The 20652-nt window shown below is 55.2% G+C and carries 15 protein-coding genes and 2 tRNA genes; 1 reads left to right on the top strand and 16 read right to left on the bottom strand.

All coding sequences use genetic code 11. From position 1 onward, the window contains the following. Positions 1–64: 64 nt before the first annotated feature. The 16 genes from dnaE to GWA01_RS06285 all read right to left on the bottom strand — a co-directional run bounded on the left by dnaE (position 65) and on the right by GWA01_RS06285 (position 19326). The gene (dnaE, locus tag GWA01_RS06210; RefSeq protein WP_146795007.1) at positions 65–3487 is read right to left on the bottom strand and encodes a DNA polymerase III subunit alpha; all 3423 of its coding nucleotides are present in this window, start codon (positions 3485–3487) and stop codon (positions 65–67) included. Between the two features lie 40 nt (positions 3488–3527). Next, positions 3528–4235, bottom strand: a complete 708-nt coding sequence (locus GWA01_RS06215; RefSeq protein ID WP_146795009.1) for a CBS domain-containing protein — start codon at positions 4233–4235, stop codon at positions 3528–3530. A gap of 34 nt (positions 4236–4269) precedes the next feature. Beyond that, complete coding sequence (locus GWA01_RS06220; protein WP_146795011.1) at positions 4270–4968, bottom strand: ABC transporter ATP-binding protein; 699 nt, start codon at positions 4966–4968, stop codon at positions 4270–4272. Further along, positions 4961–6208 carry a lipoprotein-releasing ABC transporter permease subunit gene (locus tag GWA01_RS06225; RefSeq protein ID WP_146795013.1) on the bottom strand — a complete coding sequence of 416 codons (1248 nt, stop codon included), beginning with the start codon at positions 6206–6208 and terminating at the stop codon, positions 4961–4963. The genes GWA01_RS06220 and GWA01_RS06225 overlap by 8 nt, the downstream gene beginning before the upstream one ends. Next, on the bottom strand, positions 6208–7524 hold the full coding sequence (gene proS, locus GWA01_RS06230; RefSeq protein ID WP_146795015.1) for a proline--tRNA ligase: 1317 nt from the start codon (positions 7522–7524) through the stop codon (positions 6208–6210). Before proS ends, GWA01_RS06225 begins: the two co-directional genes overlap by 1 nt. 11 nt (positions 7525–7535) lie before the next feature. Next, complete coding sequence (locus tag GWA01_RS06235; protein WP_146795017.1) at positions 7536–9194, bottom strand: ribonuclease J; 1659 nt, start codon at positions 9192–9194, stop codon at positions 7536–7538. Positions 9195–9244: 50 nt separating this feature from the next. Next, positions 9245–10042 carry a type III pantothenate kinase gene (locus GWA01_RS06240; protein WP_146795019.1) on the bottom strand — a complete coding sequence of 266 codons (798 nt, stop codon included), beginning with the start codon at positions 10040–10042 and terminating at the stop codon, positions 9245–9247. A 10-nt stretch (positions 10043–10052) separates the two neighbouring features. Then, positions 10053–10778: a biotin--[acetyl-CoA-carboxylase] ligase gene (locus GWA01_RS06245; protein WP_146795021.1), complete on the bottom strand. Its 726-nt coding sequence runs from the start codon at positions 10776–10778 to the stop codon at positions 10053–10055. A 22-nt stretch (positions 10779–10800) separates the two neighbouring features. Continuing rightward, positions 10801–10875 (bottom strand) — tRNA-Val (locus GWA01_RS06250). A gap of 78 nt (positions 10876–10953) precedes the next feature. Then, positions 10954–11238 (bottom strand): HU family DNA-binding protein, encoded by a 285-nt coding sequence (locus GWA01_RS06255; protein ID WP_146795023.1) that lies wholly within the window; start codon positions 11236–11238, stop codon positions 10954–10956. Between the two features lie 137 nt (positions 11239–11375). Continuing rightward, complete coding sequence (gene lon, locus GWA01_RS06260; protein WP_371858428.1) at positions 11376–13760, bottom strand: endopeptidase La; 2385 nt, start codon at positions 13758–13760, stop codon at positions 11376–11378. A 360-nt stretch (positions 13761–14120) separates the two neighbouring features. Then, entirely contained in the window at positions 14121–15386 is a 1266-nt protein-coding gene (clpX, locus tag GWA01_RS06265; RefSeq protein WP_146795027.1) for an ATP-dependent Clp protease ATP-binding subunit ClpX, read from the bottom strand. Between the two features lie 198 nt (positions 15387–15584). After that, positions 15585–16229, bottom strand: a complete 645-nt coding sequence (locus GWA01_RS06270) for an ATP-dependent Clp protease proteolytic subunit (protein WP_146795029.1) — start codon at positions 16227–16229, stop codon at positions 15585–15587. 134 nt (positions 16230–16363) lie between these two features. Next, positions 16364–17695: a trigger factor gene (gene tig, locus GWA01_RS06275; protein WP_146795031.1), complete on the bottom strand. Its 1332-nt coding sequence runs from the start codon at positions 17693–17695 to the stop codon at positions 16364–16366. A 55-nt stretch (positions 17696–17750) separates the two neighbouring features. After that, a tRNA-Leu gene (locus GWA01_RS06280) sits at positions 17751–17835 on the bottom strand. Positions 17836–17919: 84 nt separating this feature from the next. Next, complete coding sequence (locus GWA01_RS06285; RefSeq protein WP_146795605.1) at positions 17920–19326, bottom strand: NAD(P)H-hydrate dehydratase; 1407 nt, start codon at positions 19324–19326, stop codon at positions 17920–17922. Positions 19327–19532: 206 nt separating this feature from the next. Here GWA01_RS06285 and GWA01_RS06290 point away from each other — a divergent pair, with 206 nt between their 5' ends. Next, positions 19533–19985 carry a hypothetical protein gene (locus GWA01_RS06290; RefSeq protein WP_146795033.1) on the top strand — a complete coding sequence of 151 codons (453 nt, stop codon included), beginning with the start codon at positions 19533–19535 and terminating at the stop codon, positions 19983–19985. Positions 19986–20652 lie beyond the last annotated feature (667 nt).

Raw genomic sequence — 20652 nt, forward strand, 5'->3', positions numbered from 1 at the left:
AACGCGCGGGATATGGCGGATTAATGCGCGTATTGCAAGAGAGAAGATCATCACACCGCCGTACTCAGCGATGTTCTATCTTTTCCACACCCCGGATCGTGCTTAACCTTTCTCCCAGTCGCGGTGTAACACGGTAAAAACCGGGTAATGTGATCTCAACATCACGCGTCTCTTCCAGAGCAGGAAGAAGAACCACCCGACCACATCCACCCTGCATCTCATCGAGAATTTCACGAATGCTCTCAAGGGCATCCGGCTTCTCCAGAGAAATCCTCATTTCCGCCCGCTCTGCAGCCGCTGCCTTTTCAAGGTCCATCACACTCTGCGCTGTAATCCGCAAAGCGTCACCATCAAGTTTCAGCTCGGCATTTACGAGAATAGCCTGTCCCGCAACCAAAAGATCACGACATGATATCAGTGTTTCAGCGAAAAGCGTGACCTCACATCCACCCCCGGCATCCGTGAGATTTACCCATGCCATTTTCTTGCCGGTCCGGGTTGGACGTTCCTTCTTATCCACCACGCATCCAGCGATCTTGACGCGCGTAGACCCTGTTTTTGCAGCATTTTCGAGTGAATGCGAGGGAGTCACGCCCAGCCTGCGCAGAACATTGCGGTAAGCGTCCAGCGGATGGGCGCTCATGTGGAAGCCAATCGCACCCGCCTCCAGAGACAGTCTTTCAAAATCAGGCCAGGGGCGCCCCTCATTCAAACGCAGAATTTCGCGCTCACAATTCCCGCCTCCAAAAAGACCGGATTGCCCCATCTTCTGCTCTTGCGCACGCGCCTGAGCGCGTCGCAGAATAATCTCGGCACTTGCAAAAACTGTATGTCTATCTTTGAGAAGAGAGTCGAAAGCCCCTGCTTTTGCAAGACTTTCTATTTGAATCTTATTGAGCTGCTTTGGGTCACAACGCTCGGAAAAATCAGTCAGATCCACAAAGGGTGTCTTACCACGAGCCGCCACCAAAGCATCCATTGCCGCAGCTCCAACGCGCTTCACAGCTGACAGCGCATATCGAATTCCAAGCTTGCCATCTTCCATCTTCTCAATAGAAAAATCCGCCACAGATCGATTGATATCGACAGGCAGGACGGCAATCTTCATCCGTCGGGCTTCCTGACATAAAGCCGCAAGCTTGTCCGTTTTTTCGCGGGCAAGAGACATGCATCCCGCCAGGAATGCGACTGGGTGGTTCGCCTTCATCCAGGCCGTTTGGTAAGAAACCAGCGCATAAGCCGCCGCATGAGATTTATTGAACCCATAATCGGCAAAACGAGCCATAAGATCAAAGACTTCCGCGGCTTTCTCCTCTGTAATTCCGCGTTCGGTAGCGCCTTTCGTGAAGATACTTCGCTGGGTTTCCATCTCGGCCGCAATCTTCTTGCCCATCGCGCGACGCAGCAGATCAGCACCACCCAGACTATAGCCAGCCATCTTTTGAGCGATCTGCATGACCTGCTCCTGATAGACCATGATCCCGTAAGTCTCTTCGAGAATTTCGCGGATTTCTTCGTGCGGCGGCTCCCAGGGCTCCCCATGCTTTCTACGGCAATAATCTGGAATATTCGCCATCGGTCCGGGTCGATATAGCGAAACCCCGGCAATCAGGTCCTCCAGACGACTTGCAGCCATCTGCTTGAGCATGTCGCGCATGCCCGCGCCTTCAAACTGGAAAACGCCCGCAGTGTCACCGCGTGCCAGCATCTCGAATGTCGGCTTATCATCCAACGGAATTCGTGAAAGATCGACGTTAATGCCTTGTTCCTGAAGGAAATCCAGACCACGCTTCAAAATTGTCAGTGTCGTCAGACCAAGGAAGTCAAACTTTACCAGCCCAGCCTGTTCAACGAATTTCATGTTGTATTGAGTGACCAGCATGTCACTTTTGGGATCGCGGTACAGAGGAACCAGTTCAACAAGTTCCCGATCACCAATCACAACACCCGCAGCATGGGTTGAGGCGTGGCGATAAAGCCCCTCAAGTTGCAGAGCTATTTCGAGCAGGCGCTTGAGCGACTCATCGCTGTCTCGCATCTCCTGCAGGCGTGGCTCTCCATCGATCGCCTGCCTCAGGGTAACTGGTTTCGCCGGATTATTGGGGATCAACTCCGCAACGCGATTCACCATCCCGTACGGCAACCCCAGTACGCGACCGACGTCACGTACCGCGGCCTTGGCCTGAAGCTTTCCGAACGTGATGATCTGCGCGACACGGCTACCGCCATACTCTTCGCGCACATAACGAATAACTTCGTCCCGACGATCCTGACAGAAATCGATATCAAAATCCGGCATCGAGACACGTTCCGGGTTCAGAAAGCGCTCAAACAGCAGCCCGAATGGAATTGGGTCGATATCAGTGATTGTCAGCGCATATGCCGCCAGCGAGCCAGCACCTGAGCCTCGCCCCGGCCCTACAGGAATATTGTTAGCTTTTGCCCACTGAATGAAGTCAGCCACGATAAGAAAGTACCCCGGGAAACCCATCCCCGCGATAATATCGAGTTCCGTCTGCAATCTTTCCGAGTACAAACTCCGCGTTTCTGGGCCAGCATCCATAGCCTCGAGGCGTTTCTCAAGCCCCTCCCATGCCAATGCACGCAGCGTTTCTTCTTCCGTCGAACCCTCACGAACCTTGGGGCAAACAGGCAAAAGCGGTTTTCGCGTACAGGCTGCGATAGCACATCGTTGTGCAATAATGAGAGTATTGTCACAGGCCTCTGGCAGGTCATGGAAAAGCGCACGCATTTCCGCCGGAGATTTGAACCAAGCCTCCGCAGACACCCGCCAGCGATCTGACTCCGCAATCGTCCGTCCCTGAGCAATGCAGATCAGGGCATCGTGCGCTTCATGAAACTGTGGTGTAGGAAAAAAACACTCATTGGTCGCAACAAGCGGGATGTCATATCGATCCGCCAACCGAATCAGAGCGTTCTCGACTTCCTGCTCGCCCTGCTCACCAAGTCGGTTCAACTCAATGGCAATGTTTCCGTGAAAGGCGCTGTTCAACTGGTCGAGTAGAATTCCAGCTTCGACTTCCTGTTCGTCATAAATCATGCGGTTCAGCGGTCCACGGTTTCCGCCTGTCAGCAAAAACAATCCGTTTGAATGCGCACAAAGAACATCTATGGCGAGCGACGGATCCCCGGGATCTCCGTGCAGAAAACCATGGGATGAAAGAATTTGGAGGTTCGCAAGCCCCACCTCATTGCGCGCAAGCAAAACCAGCGGCTCAGTGGGCGCTCCCGGCTTCGTGCTGCGTGCCGGAAGCGAAAGCTGGCAGCCGACAATAGGCTGCACCCCTGCACTTTTACAGTATTGGGAAAACTCCAGGGCACCGAACAGATTGCCACTATCCGTCAATGCAACGGCAGGCATTCCATACTTAACAGACAGCGACGCCAGATCAGGAATGCGTATCGCCCCCTGACTCAAAGAGTATGCAGAATGATTGCGAAGATGAACAAAATCAGCGTGCGGCATGGCGCCAGTCTAGCAGGCTCGTGCCTGTTATGCAGCGGCCTTATTCAGACGTCCCGGTTTCTGGCCGTGCATAGCCGGTGCCAGGAGAAAGAAGAAAAAGATTATCTTTCACAGACTTAACACCAGGAATATTTTGGGCCATCGCTTTGAGCGCTGCGATATCTTCTTCGTCACGCGCCACGCCATGCCATATAACTGCCCCATCCTGCACTTCAGCATGTACATCCTGAGGCGCCCAGCGTGCTTCGGACAACTGACCGCGTAACTGTGCCAGAATGGCTTCGTCGGAAAGCGCGACTTCAGGCTTCCCAAGAATATCACGTAACGCCTTCATCACATCACGTTCGCTCACAACACCCGCGAGATTGCCGTTTGCAACAACATACAGTCGCCGCATATCATGCTCACGCATGAGACCAACAATTTCCGCCATCGTTGCCTCCGGCAGGACACTGCAAACCTGAGCTGTCATCACGTCTCGAACACGCCGGCCATGCAGACGCACAAATGCTGCCGCACTTTTTTGATGAGACAATTTTGACCAGAAATCATTGCTGACCGCACCTGTCTCCAGTTCAGCCCGACAAAGAAGATCTGTTTCGCTCAAAACCCCAATGGCCCGGCCATCAGTATCGACAACAGGCAGAGCACTCAGGCCGTGATCCAACATAAGATCGATGGCACAAAGCAGGGAGGCATCCGGACAAACGGTCACAAGTTTGTCCGTCATGACTGATCTGGCATCCATGATGCGCGCCTCCTTATCTCAATTCATACGAACCTTAAAAAGCGACGAGCTTGCCATCACGCAGAGTGACAGTCCTATCCATACGCGCAGCCAGAATGTCGTTGTGCGTTGCGATCAAGGCGGCAGCTCCCTCCTCACGCACGATCCGCAGCAACTCATCAAATACCAGATCGGACGTTCTGACATCCAGATTACCCGTGGGCTCATCTGCCAGCAAGACGCGTGGGCGGTTCGCAAGTGCTCGTGCAATGGCCGTACGCTGCTGCTCTCCGCCAGACAAACGACCTGGCAACGAATTCAAGCGGTGAGAAAGACCAAAGCGCGTCAGAAGATCCTCTGCCCTCATGCGCGCGTCCTTTCGGGACACCCCTGCAATAAGCTGCGGAAGCATGACGTTTTCACACGCAGTAAATTCACCCAGCAGATGATGAAATTGATAAACGAAGCCTATTTCGTCACGGCGCATAGCAGTACGTGCTGCCTGCCCCAAACCACTTGCAGCCCTGTCGCCAATATAAACCGCCCCCTCACTCGGAGCTTCAAGCAGCCCCGCAAGATGCAAGAGCGTCGATTTACCCGTACCGCTGGGAGCAACAAGTGCTACAATTTCCCCGGCCACCAAATCGAAATCAGCACCGCTGAGGATTTCCAGGGTCTCTTCACCCGAGCGGAACCGACGCGTAATACCGTCCAGTCTGAGCGCATAGCCTGAACGTAAATTCGCTTCACTCATGTCTCAGAGCCTCGATCGGGTCGGTTCGGGCCGCCCGCCATGACGGATAGAGAGTCGCCAGCAAAGAGAGCACCAGAGACATCGCAATAACCTCTCCAACCTGAGACCAGACCAGCTTGGCCGGAAGGCGCTCCAGAAAATAAACTTCCGGGTTGAAAAGGTTTGTGCCCGTCAAGGACTGAAGCCACTGCCGAATACGCTCGATATTCAACGAAAACGCAATTCCCAACGCTGACCCCAGAAGCGTTCCTGTCACGCCAACAAATGCACCGCACATGAGGAAAATCCGCATGATGGCACCACGACTGGCCCCGAGGGTGCGCAATACCGCGATGTCGCGCGTCTTGTCCTTAACCATCATGATTAGTGACGAAATCACGTTGAATGCTGCAACCAAAATAATCAGGGTAAGAATCAGGAACATCACGTTCTGTTCTACATTCACAGCTCCGAGAAAGCCGTTAGCACTCTGCGTCCAGTCCAGCACGTGCAGCCTTGGATCATCCAGTCGCTCGGAAATGGCTTTTGTTGTCGGTTGGACATTCGTCGGATCAGAAGTTGAGACCTGAATAAGGGATACGGCATTGCCCAGCATCAGAAATTTCTGCGCTGCCGGCAAAGGGACGAGCACGATATTGGAATTATAATCGTTCCAGTTCGCGTCAAAAATCGCCGCCACATGATACGTCTTTACGCGCGGCATTGTACCGAAAGGCGTTGCCTGTCCATCTGGTGAAAGCAGCGTAATCGGGGAACCTACCGTGAGCCCGGCCCTGTCTGCCAGGGTCGTACCAATCGCCACAGCATCGTCGCCCGTAAAGCGCTCGATACTTCCGGCGATGATCCCGCTGCTCAGGGCTTTCCAGTCCTTCAGGGATTGCTGGGATACACCCTGCACTTCAGCGCCCGTGGAATAACGCCCGGCTTCGACCAAAACCGTTCCCTGCGCCATAGGGATAACAGATGTTACCCCCCGTACCTGCCGGATCGCTTCAACATCGTTTTGATAGGCCTCAATAGGGCGGCCATAACCATAAACCGTCAGATCACCATGCAGGCCAAGAATACGCCCCATCAGATCGGCCTTGAAGCCGTTCATCACCGACATGACGATGATGAGCGTAGCCACTCCGAGAGCAATGCCGATCAGTGAGAATACTGCAATGATCGAGGCGAAACGTTCGCCCCGGCGGGCGCGCAGATAACGCCCCGCCACCATGCGCTCGAAGCGGCCAAACATCAGACGTTTCCGATTTTTGCGAGGGCTTCTTCGACCGTCAGTTCAAAACGCTCGCCCGAAGCTCGACGCTTGAGTTCAACACGTCCTTCTTTAGCACCACGAGGACCGACGATGATCTGCCAGGGATGACCCATCAGATCAGCGTCATTGAACTTCACCCCGGCACGATCCGAACGATCATCATAGAGCAGATTATCGGGCTCGGTCGCGTAGATCTTCTCACAGATTTCGTCACAGGCCTCGTCACCCGGACGCAGGTTTAGGATCGCGGCACGATAGGGCGCAACAGCATCCGGCCAGATGATCCCCGCGTCATCATGTGACGCTTCAATAATCGCGCCTGCGAGACGTGAAACACCAACGCCATACGAACCCATGTGCGGATTGAACGGTACACCATCCGGGCCACTGACTTCTACGCCCATTGAAGCAGTATACTTGGTGCCAAAATAGAAGATGTGGCCAACTTCGATGCCACGCCCTTCCCGCTTGCGCTCATCAGGAACCTGAGCCCAGGCCGCCTCATCGTGCTTCTCGTCTGTCGCAGCATAATGATCCGTTACAGCGCTGAAAAACTCAGCGAGACTGTTCTCATCATCGCAATCAACCGGGCGCGCAAGCCAGTCCTGCTCCTCAAGCGCGGAATCAAAAAAGACACCACTTTCGCCTGTCGGAGCCAATACCAGAAACTCGTGACTAAGGTCGCCACCAATCGGTCCGGTATCGGCAAGCATCGGTACCGCGCGGACACCCAAACGCTGGAAAATACGCAGATATGACAGCATCATACGGCGGTAGCTCGCAACAGCTCCCTCATATGTGGCGTCAAAGGAATACGCGTCCTTCATAAGAAATTCGCGTCCACGCATCACACCGAAACGAGGACGAACCTCATCACGGAACTTCCACTGAATGTGGTACAGAGCCTTGGGCAGTTCCTTGTAGGACTTGACGGATGATCCGAAAATATCGGTGATCATCTCTTCATTCGTCGGCCCATACAGCAGATCGCGGCCATGGCGATCCTGAATCCGAAGCATCTCGGTTCCATAGGCATCATAACGCCCCGAACGGCGCCACAAATCCGCAGATTGCAATGTTGGCATCAGAACTTCCTGCGCACCAATCGCATCCTGCTCTTCACGAACAATCTGCTCGATGTTGCGCAGCACCCGCAACCCCGCCGGAAGCCAGGCATAAATACCAGACGCAGTCTGACGGATCAGACCCGCGCGCAGCATCAAACGGTGGGAGGCGATCTGTGCCTCCGCAGGAACTTCCTTCAGCGTGGGCTGAAAAGCTTTACTCAAACGCATTTTAGTCTCTCTCAGACGCGCAACAGATGAACATCAACCAGCGGACGCTTCTGCAACTTACGTCCCAGAGCACGACGCAGGGCAGTTTTCGCCGCATCGCGGAATGCCGTATCGTCCTGCCTCAGTTCATCAGGAATGACATCAATGGCATCAGCAAATTCCTCGCTGATGCGTACGCTCTCCGGATCATCCGCCTCCAGCAATCCTGGGGCGCTGATCTTGGGTTCGCCAATGACGTATCCTTCGTCATCAACCGCGAAGCTCGCGATGACCATACCATTGAAAAGCATCTTGCGACGCGCCGCCAGCACACCACCGGTCATGGGCAGCAGACGCCCACCATCTAGCGCCAGACGACCTGTCGGGGCTGTATCAATAACCTTGACCTCACCCGGAGACAGATTCAGAAGATCACCATCTTCGAGCAGTACGGGAATGGCGCCGACTTCACGCGCCAGCGCAGCGTGGGCCGTAAGATGACGCCATTCACCATGTGTCGGCACGCTGTAGGTCGGACGAACAATCTCATACAGACGACGAATGTCATCACGCGTGGCATGACCAGACGTATGAACCATCGCATCCTTATCGGTCAGCACCGTCACGCCACGACGCGTCAGGTTATCCTGCACCGCCATGACGGCCTGCTCATTTCCGGGGATCATGCGCGAGCTGTAGATGACGGTATCACCCTGACCCAGCGAGATGTTCGGATGCGTATCGGAAGCAATGCGCGAGAGCGCAGAGCGGGGCTCGCCCTGGCTGCCGGTGATGATCATCAGAAGATTGTCATCTTCGACATCACGGGCGTCCTGCTCGGTCAGGAATGGTGGCAGATCGGAAAAATATCCGCATTCACGCGCTGCGACTTCAAGATTGCGAAGTGAACGACCGACAATCATCACCGCACGACCGGATGCCTGCGCAGCCTTAGCAATGCTCTCGACGCGCGCAACATTACTCGCAAAGCACGTTACAGCAACGCGACCTTCAAGAGTTGCAATCAAGTCCGTCAGACCCGTGCGCACCTCTGCCTCAGACTGTGACTTACCTTCCTTGAGCGCATTGGTGCTATCGCACACCATGGCCAGAACGCCCTCATCGCCAAGCGCTCTGAACGTATCGAGGTCCGTCAGCGGGCCTACCAGAGGCTGCTCGTCCAGCTTCCAATCTCCGGTGTGAACGACCATTCCATGCGGCGTGCGGATCGCGATTGCCTGCGCTTCCGCCACTGAATGCGTGACAGACACAAACTGCAGATCAAACGGACCAACCTCAAAGCGTGTGCTCGGACGGACGACGTGGATCTTCACCTGATGCGCAAGATGCGCCTCACCAAGCTTCCGACGCAAAACAGCTGCTGCAAAAGGTGTAGCGTATACCGGGCAGCGAAGATAAGGCCAGAGATGGGCTACAGCGCCCAGATGGTCCTCATGCGCATGGGTAATGACAAGGCCACAGAGCTGCGCTGCACGTTCGGCAATAAAAGCCGGATCCGGCATGAGAACTTCAGCTTCCGGTGTGTCATTCCCAGAAAAGCCAATGCCACAGTCGATGGCAAGCCATGTTTCGTGACCATTTTGCGTCAGGCGGTAAAGGTTGAAATTCATGCCGATTTCGCCCGTCCCGCCCAAAGGCAAGAAGGACAAACCGTCTGGTGTCCTTGTCATGATGTTTCCTTACTGTTCATAAACAATGCACGATATTCTTTGCCGAACGCCTAAGAGCGTTCAGGGGAATTTGAAGCGGCAAGAGCAAAGTTGCGCTCTGCCAGAAAGCGAAGTCCATCCAGCGTCAGATCCGGGGCCACCACATCAAAAAGAGCGGTTCCTTCCGAGAACAGAGGTGCCAGACCACCTGTCGCAATAACTTTGGGCTTACTGTCCATTTCAGCAGAAATGTGTCGAACAATCCCTTCGACCAGCCCGACATACCCCCAGAAAAGGCCAGAGCGCATTGCCACGCTTGTATTTCGGCCAATAGCGGCGGATGGGCGACCGATGCTCATGCGTGGCAGGCGGGCCGCCGCGCGGTGCAATGCTTCAATTGAAAGATTTACACCCGGGGCAATCGCCCCTCCAAGATAACGCCCTGCCTCATCAACGACATCAAAATTCGTTGCCGTTCCAAAATCAACAACAACGAGAGGTCCACCATAGAGAAGCTGTGCCGCCAGACCGTTCAGACGGCGATCGGCGCCGAGCTCGTCCGGGCTATCCACCAGCGCCTCAAAACCCCAGTCGAGGCTCGCATTCGCAACAAGAGGCTCTACATGAAGCCACTGACGGCAAAAGCGACGCAGATCATAGAGCGCCGCAGGTACGACCGTTCCGATAATGGCACGTTTGATGTCAGATACAGCCAGCCCATTGCGCTCAAGCATACCAAGAAGCCAGCTGGCGTACTCGTCTGAAGTCCGTCGATCATCCGTGGATATACGCCACTGACCAACCCAGGACCGGCCGTCATGGACCGCGAACACAACATTGGTGTTGCCAGCATCTATGACGAGAAGCACATGCGGTCCTTTAGTCCAACAAGACGTCGCCCGTTATAACGGGCAGAATTTCACCACTCTCAAGCGCCAGAAGCAGGCGTCCCTGCTCATCAAGCCCTGAAAACATTCCAGTTATATAGGTTTCGCGCGACTGCACCGCAAGCCGACGCCCCAAAGGGTGCGCGCGTGATAACCAGGCCGACCGGATTTCCGCAAAGCCATCAGTCTTCCATCTATCAAGCCAAAGGGAAAAATATTCAGTAATTTTTTCCGCGACCAGCAATGGATCAGGCGCTGTAGCAATTTCCGAGAAAGCCGCAAGCTCTCGCCCTGGCACCTGAGGCGCCACAACCAGATTCGCCCCAACCCCAACAACAATCCACTGATTATGCGCAGAACCGCCCGCTTCAATCAGAATACCGGCCATTTTGCGGTCATCTAGAAGCAGATCATTGGGCCATTTCAGCGAAAGCACACTGGAACAATTTCCAGCAAGATGCGCGAACGCACCATGGACCGCAAGCGCCACGATGAATGGCAACACAGGCAACGGACTTGCGTCAGTCGAAAAGCGCAGCACAAACGAAAAAGAAAGATTATTTCCTGGATCAACCCAGCTGCGGCCGCGTGTTCCACGACCGGCGGTCTGACGACGGGCGAGCACAGCCAGCCCTTCAGACTCTCCATCCTCTGCTCTTGCCTTGCAAAAATCAGAAGTGGATTGAAGCGCCTCGTAAACTTCGAAACGCCATTTCATAGGTGAGAAAGCAGGCCGTGGGTGGTGGGCGATGACGGGATTGAACCGCCGACCCTCTCGGTGTAAACGAGACGCTCTACCGCTGAGCTAATCGCCCCCAAGGAACCTGCTGCGCCCTTTAAGCAGGATATGAACGGCATTACAACCGCCCATATCCCGTTTTTGGACAAATTTTTCAGCCCACAGCGTCCTTAAGACCTTTACCCGGCTTAAAACGGACAGAGGTGGATGCTGGAATGTCGATTTCTTCGCCCGTGCGCGGGTTGCGACCCTTGGCAGCCTTGCGGGTTGCGGTCACGAAGCTACCGAAACCAACCAGACGGACTTCCTGCTTCTTGGCGAGCGTCTTCTCGATCGTGCCGAACACCGCATCGACAACTTCGCTGGCCTTAGCCTTCGGAAGATCAGCGGCGTCAGCGACGGCGGCGATCAGTTCCTGCTTGTTGAGGGGCTTCTCCATGATGTGCCTTTCTGGTGTTGAGTGCGCCCGGACCGTCTTACAAAAAACGGAACCCCCGAGCGCCTGTTCGATCTGCGGCCGCACTATGAAGCGGATTTTGACCGCGTCAACCATGAGAATCGCAGATGGGTGTGATGTCAGTGCGGAAGCGGCCTTGAAGACGCACCTGTTGAAGCAATTCCTCCCATAGGATCAACGGCTTCGTCCCATTCGATGGGCTCTGGCTGGCGCGTAAGCGCAACTGTCAGAACTTCATCCAGATGGCTTACAGGAATAATTTTCAGGGCATGCCGGACATTATCCGGCACTTCCGCCAGATCCTTTTCATTGTCCTTGGGGATCAGGACTGTCTTGATCCCTGCCCGCACAGCAGCAAGCAGTTTCTCTTTCAGACCACCAATCTCCAGAACACGCCCTCTAAGAGTGATTTCTCCTGTCATCGCAACATCACGACGAATGGGTATCTGCGTCATAACACTGACCAGCGAGGTGGCCAGAGCAATGCCCGCAGAAGGACCGTCCTTCGGGGTAGCGCCTTCAGGAAGATGGACATGGATATCGCGCTTTTCGAACAGAGGCGGACGAATACCAAAATCCTGCGCACGCGAGCGGACATAGCTCAGCGCCGCCGCAATGCTTTCCTGCATCACGTCGCCAAGCTTGCCCGTCTGCTTGACCTGCCCCTTGCCGGGCACCATCAGACTTTCAATCGTGAGGATCTCTCCACCGACCTGCGTCCAGGCAAGTCCGGTCACGACACCCACCATATCCTCTTTTTCGGTCTGGCCATGGCGGAAGCGGCGAACACCCGCATACTTCTCAAGGTTCTCTGGCGTAATCACGACATGCTTTGCATCCGTCGTGACGATCTCCTTGACGGCCTTTCGAGCCAGCTTTGCAATCTCACGTTCAAGATTACGAACACCAGCTTCACGCGTGTAAGACTGAATAACCTCACGCAGAGTCTCATCTGAGACGCTCCACTCATCCGGCTTCAGATTGTGAGCCTCCGCCTGTTTATTGAGCAGGTGACGACGCGCAATCTGAACCTTCTCATCCTCGGTGTACCCGGAGAGACGGATGATTTCCATACGATCAAGCAGCGGTTGCGGCATATCGAGGCTGTTTGCCGTAGTGACGAACATCACATCGGAAAGATCGTAATCCACCTCAAGGTAATGATCGGCAAACGTGCTGTTCTGCTCTGGATCCAGAACTTCCAGCAACGCGGAAGATGGATCACCTCTCCAGTCAGCCCCAAGCTTGTCGATTTCATCAAGCAGGAACAGCGGATTGGATGTCTTGGCCTTCTTCATTCCCTGGACAATTTTTCCAGGCATTGAACCAATATATGTCCGACGATGACCGCGGATCTCCGACTCATCACGCACGCCACCGAGAGACATCCGGACGTAATTACGACCAGTGGCTTTCGCGATAGATCTCGCAAGAGACGTTTTTCCAACGCCCGGAGGACCTACCAGGCACAGAATGGGACCCTTGAGCGTCTGGGAGCGTGTCTGTACTGCCAGATACTCCAGAATGCGCTCCTTGACCTTCTCAAGCCCATAGTGATCCGCTTCCAGCACTTCTTCAGCCAGAGCAAACTCACGCGTGACCTTGGAGCGCTTCTTCCAGGGGATACTGAGCAGCCAGTCGAGATAATTGCGTACAACCGTGCTCTCAGCGGACATCGGGCTCATGCCGCGCAGCTTTTTAAGCTCGGCCGTGGCTTTTTCACGAGCTTCCTTGGTCAGACGCGTCTTCTTGATTTTTTCTTCAAGTTCCGCCGTCTCGTCGCGGCCGTCTTCGCCCTCGCCGAGTTCCTTCTGGATCGCTTTGAGCTGCTCGTTCAGATAATATTCGCGCTGCGTCTTCTCCATCTGTCGCTTAACGCGATTGCGGATGCGCTTCTCAACCTGCAGGACACCGATCTCGGTCTCCATATGCGTGAAAACCTGCTCCAGACGACGCATGGCCGAAGGCGTCTCAAGAATTTCCTGCTTTTCGGAAATCTTCAGATTCAGATGGCTGGCGATGGTATCTGCAAGCTTTGAAGAATCTTCGATCTGATTGATCGAAACCATAACTTCAGGCGCGATTTTCTTATTGAGCTTAATGTACTGCTCGAACTGCGAAACAGCAGAACGACCGAGTGCCTCAAGCTCACTACCCGGAACAGATGGAGCAGCATCCTCGATAATTTCTTCAATTTCGGCTTCGAAATGTCCATCCACGTCAAAAAGACGCTTGATGTGAACACGACGCGTACCTTCGACCAGAACCTTAACGGTTCCATCGGGCAGCTTCAGAAGCTGAAGGATAGTGGAAACCGTACCGCAGCGATAAATATCGTCTACAGAAGGGTCATCCTGAGACACGTCCTTCTGTGCGACAAGCAGGATTTGCTTATCCTCGCGTGTGACAGTTTCCAGCGCCTTCACTGATTTTTCGCGCCCGACAAAAAGCGGAACAATCATGTGAGGAAAAACAACAATGTTACGGAGCGGGAGGACCGCCATCACGTTGCCCGCCGACACCGAAGAAGTTTCGGTTTTTGTTTCGGCTGACTTTACCTTCGCTGCACGACGCGGCTTTTTAGCGGCTTTTTCTTCAACAACTACCGGTGTTTCAACAACAGCATCTTCAATTTTCTTGCTGCGGCGACGGGTCTTCGGCTTGGTCTCGTCACTCATATCCTGGATCTCCGTTATGGACGATCACGCACTCTCCGCCCACTTATGGGCGCGGAAAGTACGGCGTCTGCATGCGAGCGAACAACGCTGCTCCACTCCACATGAGAATAATGTCGTCATGATGAGAGCGTTCTGCAAGCAGCACAATCTCATCATGACGGACTTTCAATAATTAGAACGCAGAAATCAGGCCGACTGCTCAGCCGGCTTACCTGCACCTTTGCCGTAGACATAAACCGGATTGGCCTTGCTCTCAGCCACTTCACGATTGATGACAACTTCCTCAACACCCTCCAAACCCGGAAGATCAAACATCGTTCCCAGGAGGATATTTTCCATGATCGATCGCAGGCCACGCGCTCCTGTCTTGCGAGCTATGGCGCGAGTGGCAATCGCAGAAAGAGCATCATCAGTGAACGTCAGATCGACCCCTTCCATCTGGAACAGGCGAGCATACTGCTTCACGAGTGCGTTCTTGGGCTTACTGAGGATCTGGATAAGAGCGTTTTCGTCAAGGTCATTCAAAGCTGCAATCACAGGCAGGCGTCCGATGAATTCGGGGATGAGACCGAACTTCAACAGATCTTCAGGCTCAACTGTCTGGAGCAGCGCACCAAGACGTCTTTCGTCTTCAGATCGCACATCCGCACCGAAGCCTATGGCAGATCCCTTGCCACGGGCGCTGATAATTTTGTCCAGCCCGGCAAATGCGCCACCACAGATAAACAGCATGTTCGTAGTATCGACCTGCAGGAACTCCTGCTGAGGATGCTTACGCCCTCCCTGTGGAGGAACAGACGCAACAGTCCCTTCCATCAGCTTCAGCAGAGCCTGCTGAACGCCTTCGCCCGATACGTCACGGGTAATCGACGGATTATCCGATTTACGAGAAATCTTGTCGATCTCATCAATGTAGACAATACCGCGCTGAGCCCGCTCTACATTATAATCTGCAGCCTGCAGGAGCTTGAGGATAATGTTCTCGACGTCTTCGCCAACATAACCGGCTTCGGTAAGCGTCGTCGCATCGGCCATCGTGAAAGGCACATCGAGAATGCGCGCAAGTGTCTGCGCAAGCAGTGTCTTTCCCGAACCCGTGGGGCCGAGCAGCATGATATTGGACTTGGCAATTTCTACGTCATTGCTCTTCTGAGCATGCGCAAGACGCTTGTAATGATTGTGTACGGCTACAGACAGCGCGCGCTTGGCCTCAAACTGCCCGATAACGTAATCATCAAGAACCTTGCAGATTTCCTTCGGGGTCGGCACGCCATCGCGGGACTTCACAAGATGCGTCTTGTGCTCTTCGCGAATGATATCCATGCAGAGCTCTACGCACTCATCGCAAATGAATACAGTTGGTCCTGCGATCAGCTTGCGAACTTCGTGCTGGGACTTTCCACAGAACGAACAGTACAGGGTGCTCTTGGAATCGCCGGTTTTGTTGCTCATCGCAGTTCCTCTCTCCCGTCACGCACGGACACGCCACTCATGGCGGCAGGCATGCGGAGGCACTCAAACTTTAGGCCGAGGGACGAACCTTCGGCAACCCCGAAGCTCACAGCCCGGGGACACAAGAAGCGGCATATTGTTATGCCGCTTCTCTTTTCCAAGGGATATCTCATCCCTTGGCCATCATCGCTGTGACAATCAACCCTGATCGGCGATAGCAGCCGGGTGACGACGGACGACTTCATCAATCAATCCGAATTCCTTGGCTTCATCAGCAGACAGATAACTGTCACGCTCCAGCTTACGCTCGATTTCTTCCAGGGTCTGACCAGTGTGCTCACGATAGATTTCGTTCAGACGCTGACGGATCAAAAGGATTTCACGGGCCTGGATTTCAATATCTGAAGCCTGCCCCTGCGCGCCACCAGATGGCTGATGAACCATCACGCGGGCATTTGGCAGACAGAAACGACGTCCTTTTTCACCACCAGCTAGCAGCAACGATCCCATGGACGCAGCCTGACCTATGCAGACAGTGCTTACCGGACAGCGAATGTACTGCATGGTATCATACATCGCGAGACCAGCAGAAACGACGCCACCTGGGCTGTTGATATAAAAGGAGATTTCCTTGGAAGGATTAACACTCTCAAGGTAGAGAAGCTGGGCGCAAATCAGGGAAGATACCTGATCATACACAGGCCCAGTCAGAAAAATGATACGCTCCTGGAGGAGGCGTGAAAAAATATCGAAGGCTCGCTCTCCGCGGGCGGTCTGTTCGACCACCATCGGTACCAGAGAGTTGTTGAACACCTCGACGGGATCGCGGTCCCCAATGGCCATGCTATCTGTTCCTCAATGCCGCTAGGGCTGTCTTTCGGTCCATAACATGGACCCGGGGTCGCGTTCCGTCAAAGGGGGCAGGCCCGGAAAAACGGATATCACCTTGTGATAACCGTTTTTCCGAACGCCGCCTTTTAGAGCTCGGCCGGCGGGATTTCGGCGAGTTCTTCCGGTGTGACTTCCTTATCCGTGACGTCCGCCAGCTCGATCAGGTAATCAACGACCTTGTTTTCCAGGATCGGACCACGAAGCCCTTCAACAGCCTGCGGGTTCTTGGAGAAGAACTCGAAAACCATCTGTTCCTGACCAGGATAACGCTGCGCTTCCTGCTGCATGGCACCCAGAAGCTCCTCGCGAGAAACCTGGATTTCCTGCTTGCGGCCGATTTCGGCAAGCAGCAGTCCAAGCTTCACACGACGCTCGGCAATGCGACGGTAGTCCGCACGCAGAGTGTCTTCGTCCTTACCTGCGTCTTCCTCGTCCATACGGCCGGCCTTGCGGTCTTCCTCAACGCGTGCCCAGATTTGGCTGAACTCGGCGTCGACCATGCTCGCAGGCGCTTCGAAAGCGGTCTTGTCGGACAGGGCATCCAGAAGTTCGCGCTTGATGCGCAGACGCGTCAGCTGACGGTACTCGCCTTCAGCCTGCTCCGTGATGAGCTTACGAGCCTGTTCCAGGTTCTCAAGGCCAACAGACTTTGCCAGCTCGTCGTCGATCGCAGGATCAACGGCCTTCTTCAGGGACTTTGCCTTGACCTCAAAGGTGACTTCCTTACCGGCCAGTTCAGCTGCCTGATAGTCAGCAGGGAACGTTACCGTAATGGTACGATCCTCGCCTGCCTTCAGGCCTTCCATCTGCTCAGCGAAACCCGGAATAAAGCCTTCGCCACCGATCTCGACATTGACATCGTCAGCCGTTCCACCGTCGAACGGTGTGCCATCGAGCTTACCAACGAAGTCCACGCAGATGACATCGCCATGCGCAGCAGCGCGATCTTCTTCGATCGTCTCGAACTTGCGGCTGCGACGCGCCAGATCAGCAATCGCCTTGTCAACGGTCTCGTCGCTTACCTTGGCCGTCAGGCGGGTCAGCTTCAGACCAGACAGGTCAGGCACTTCGATTTCCGGAAGCACTTCCATCTCGACCTTGAACTCAAGATCAGCATCACCTTCGCCTGCGGAAACCAGATCCACCTTGGGCTGATTTGCCGGGCGCAGGTTCTGCTCCTGCATGAGCTTTGTGGTCGCGTCGTTCACGATCTGCTCAAGCAGTTCCGCATTTACGGACGCGCCATAGCGCTGCTTGACCAGAGATGCCGGAACCTTGCCTGGACGGAAACCGGGCAGCTTTACGTCGCGTGCAACTTCTGCAAGCCGTGCGTTGCGGCGGGTCTGCAGGTCAGCGGACGGGACGACGACGGTAAAGGCGCGCTTAAGGCCTTCGTTGAGCGTGGGCGTAACCTGCATGAGCCAGGCGATCCTCTCGGTCGGGTAGGTTGAATCTGTAGTCACGGAGCATGGCTGGTACGGGCGGAGGGACTTGAACCCCCACGGCTTGCGCCACCAGAACCTAAATCTGGCGTGTCTACCAATTCCACCACGCCCGCGCGCCCTGCCCCTGGGTCCGGAGAAAACCGGACCGTGGAAGCGGCGGCTTTAGCGCATGCCACGCCACTTAACAACAGGGGAGCTCATCCATTTATCGCTTTCACTGCCTCCTGCATCGCAGTCGCACGCTTTCGGGCCTCACCAAGGAAGAGGTCTAGGTCTTCCGCTATCGGCCATCCACCCGTGGCGCTTCCCGCACGAATTCCTGCTTCACCATGAAGCCAGACACCAGCGCAGGATGCCTCCCACGCCGCCATTCCCGATGCCATGAGAGCCGCAATCACGCCACTCAACGTGTCGCCTGATCCCGCAGTCGCCAACGCCGAACTCGCATGGTCATTGATGGCAATTCGCCCACCCGGCTCGGCCACCAGAGTATCTGAGCCTTTCATCACAACAATCGCGCCAATTTTGTCAGCAGCCCTGCGCGCACACTCAATGCGACTGCCCTCAATGTCTCCAAACAGTTTCCTGAATTCGCCAATATGCGGCGTAATTACGGAAACACCCGCCAGACGTGCCAGATCTTTCGATCCCCACGCGAGGGCACCCGCATCTGCCAAGACCGTTTTTTCTCCACTGATCAGATCGGGGAGCGCTTCCCCAGCCTCCCGCTCTGTAAGACCGGGACCACACACCCAGACTTTCCGACGCGGATCCTCAAGAAGCTCAGACAGTGGGGCATCATCAACAATCAATCCCGGATCGCCGAGTCGATATCCACCTGCCGCAGCACCTGCTGCAATCCGCACCAACCCTGCGCCAACACGCCTGGCAGCCCGCGCGGATAATCTGGCTGCCCCCGGCATCTCTGCCCCTCCACACAGGCTCACAACACCACGTTTGTATTTGTGATCACCCACCTGCTGTACAGGAAGTCGCCACAGACCCGGCGCGTTATGCCACAGCGATGGACGGACAACCTGAAATGCTGTGTCGGGCATACCAATTTCCGCGCAGACAACCTCCCCACACAATTGCGCACCTGGCTGCATGACATGACCCGGCTTACGGCGCACAAACGTCACCGTAAGGTCGCAACCCTTCACACGGCCAAGCAGTTCGCCAGAAGCGCCATCCACACCACTGGGAATATCCACTGCAACGACGCTTTTCGCAGCGGCCAGAACCGCGCTCACCTGCGCCTGAACCGGACGCGCAAGCCCCGCACCAAAAACTGCATCCACGACCAGATCAGCACGCTGGATTTCTGCCTCGGTAAACGGAACCATCGGACCATGCCAATCTGATGCAGCAGCCTGCGCAGCACTCCCAACGCGTGGAGGGACGACGGCTGCCACACGAACAGCCCATCCCCAGGATGAAAGCAGCCGCGCGGCAACGTACCCGTCCCCGCCATTGTTTCCGGGGCCACAAGCCACGACAACACGACATGGCGAAAAACGCTTGCGGATTTCACGCGCTACAGCCCGCCCTGCATTTTCCATGAGCGCGCGCAGCGAGACCTTCCGGACAGCAGCCTGGTCCATTGCAGCGCAGTCATCAGGCGTCAGAAGCACCAGCTGATCAAGAGACACATTGATTTCCTTCAAACTGAGACACGATGCAAAAGCCCGGAAGCCAGATCCATTGCCCTCTGGTATAAGGTGGGCGCGGTCGGGTAAGTAGGCCAACGTTATTCCGAACACCCTGTGATCGGACGCTTTTCTTCCCTTCAGAACCATGACGAGGATCAATGACAGGATCGATCATCTGGAGCATCGTGCTCGCGATACATCTGCTCAGCATGGCCTACTGGGTCGGCGGCTCAATCTATTCAACACTGGTCGTACGCTCAACGCTGGGACTTCTGGATGCAGGACCTCGCCAGTCCGTTCAGCTGCAGGGTTACACGCGATTCTTCCGTGGCCTGTGGCAGGTTGTCCCCTTCTCCCTTCTCAGCGGATGGGCACTGGTGCTGCATGAAGGGGGTTTCGGCGCAGTCGCATGGCCTGTGAATCTGATGCAGGTTCTGGCAATTGTGATGGCGGCGCTCTTCGTCAGCACCGTGTATGGCCCGTTTCGGCGCGCACGCCGCGCACTGCGCCCTCAAGCGGGTCTTTTTGATACGCTGCGCCATCGCACAGCAATGATGGCGGGACTCGGCGTTCTCACCATTCTCGTGGCGGCAATGGCACGCGGACTGTAAGAAAGTGGGCGATACGGCGCTTTATGGGCCGTATCGCTTGCCTTTAGAGCCATTTGCCGATATCCGAACCTCAGTTGTTTTGCCCGGGAGCATTCCCGGCATTCTCTGGTCGCCAACAAGGCCGCACCATCAACGAAATTTTCGAGAGTCATTTGAGCGCGAAAACGACCTCCGGTCCTTCCAAGTCCCGCAGCACAGCATCCTCAAAACGTGGGCGCCCTCCTGCTTCTCGTTCCTCGACGAAGAAGACGCCTCAGACAGACATCGAAACTCCTGACGCGATTGACGCTGCTGCCATTCCTTCAGCCGTAAAACCTGCACCACGCAAACGCGCTGCACGTAAGACGGCATCCGAAGATGCACCCGCTCCACTTCTTGCAAAGAAGGCCCGCATGCCAAAAGCTGCTGCACCTGAAGAAGCTCCGGCAATCGCTGTAGAGCCCGCAGCAAAGGCACCTGTACGCCGCGGACGCAAACCAAAAACAGCGTCCGAAGAAGCAGCACTTCCTGAAAACACTTCTGTCGCTGAAGCGCCAAAGCGCCCCCGGGGACGTCCACGTAAAAACCCTGAACCTGCCGCTATCGAAGTTATTGAAGTAATTCCAGTTGCGGAAGAGATCGAGAAGCCAACCGAGGTAGCTCCTGTTCGTCGTCGTGGTCGTGGTCG

Origin of the sequence: Gluconobacter wancherniae NBRC 103581 (assembly GCF_007988885.1) — a bacterium.
GTDB classification, from domain to species: domain Bacteria; phylum Pseudomonadota; class Alphaproteobacteria; order Acetobacterales; family Acetobacteraceae; genus Gluconobacter; species Gluconobacter wancherniae.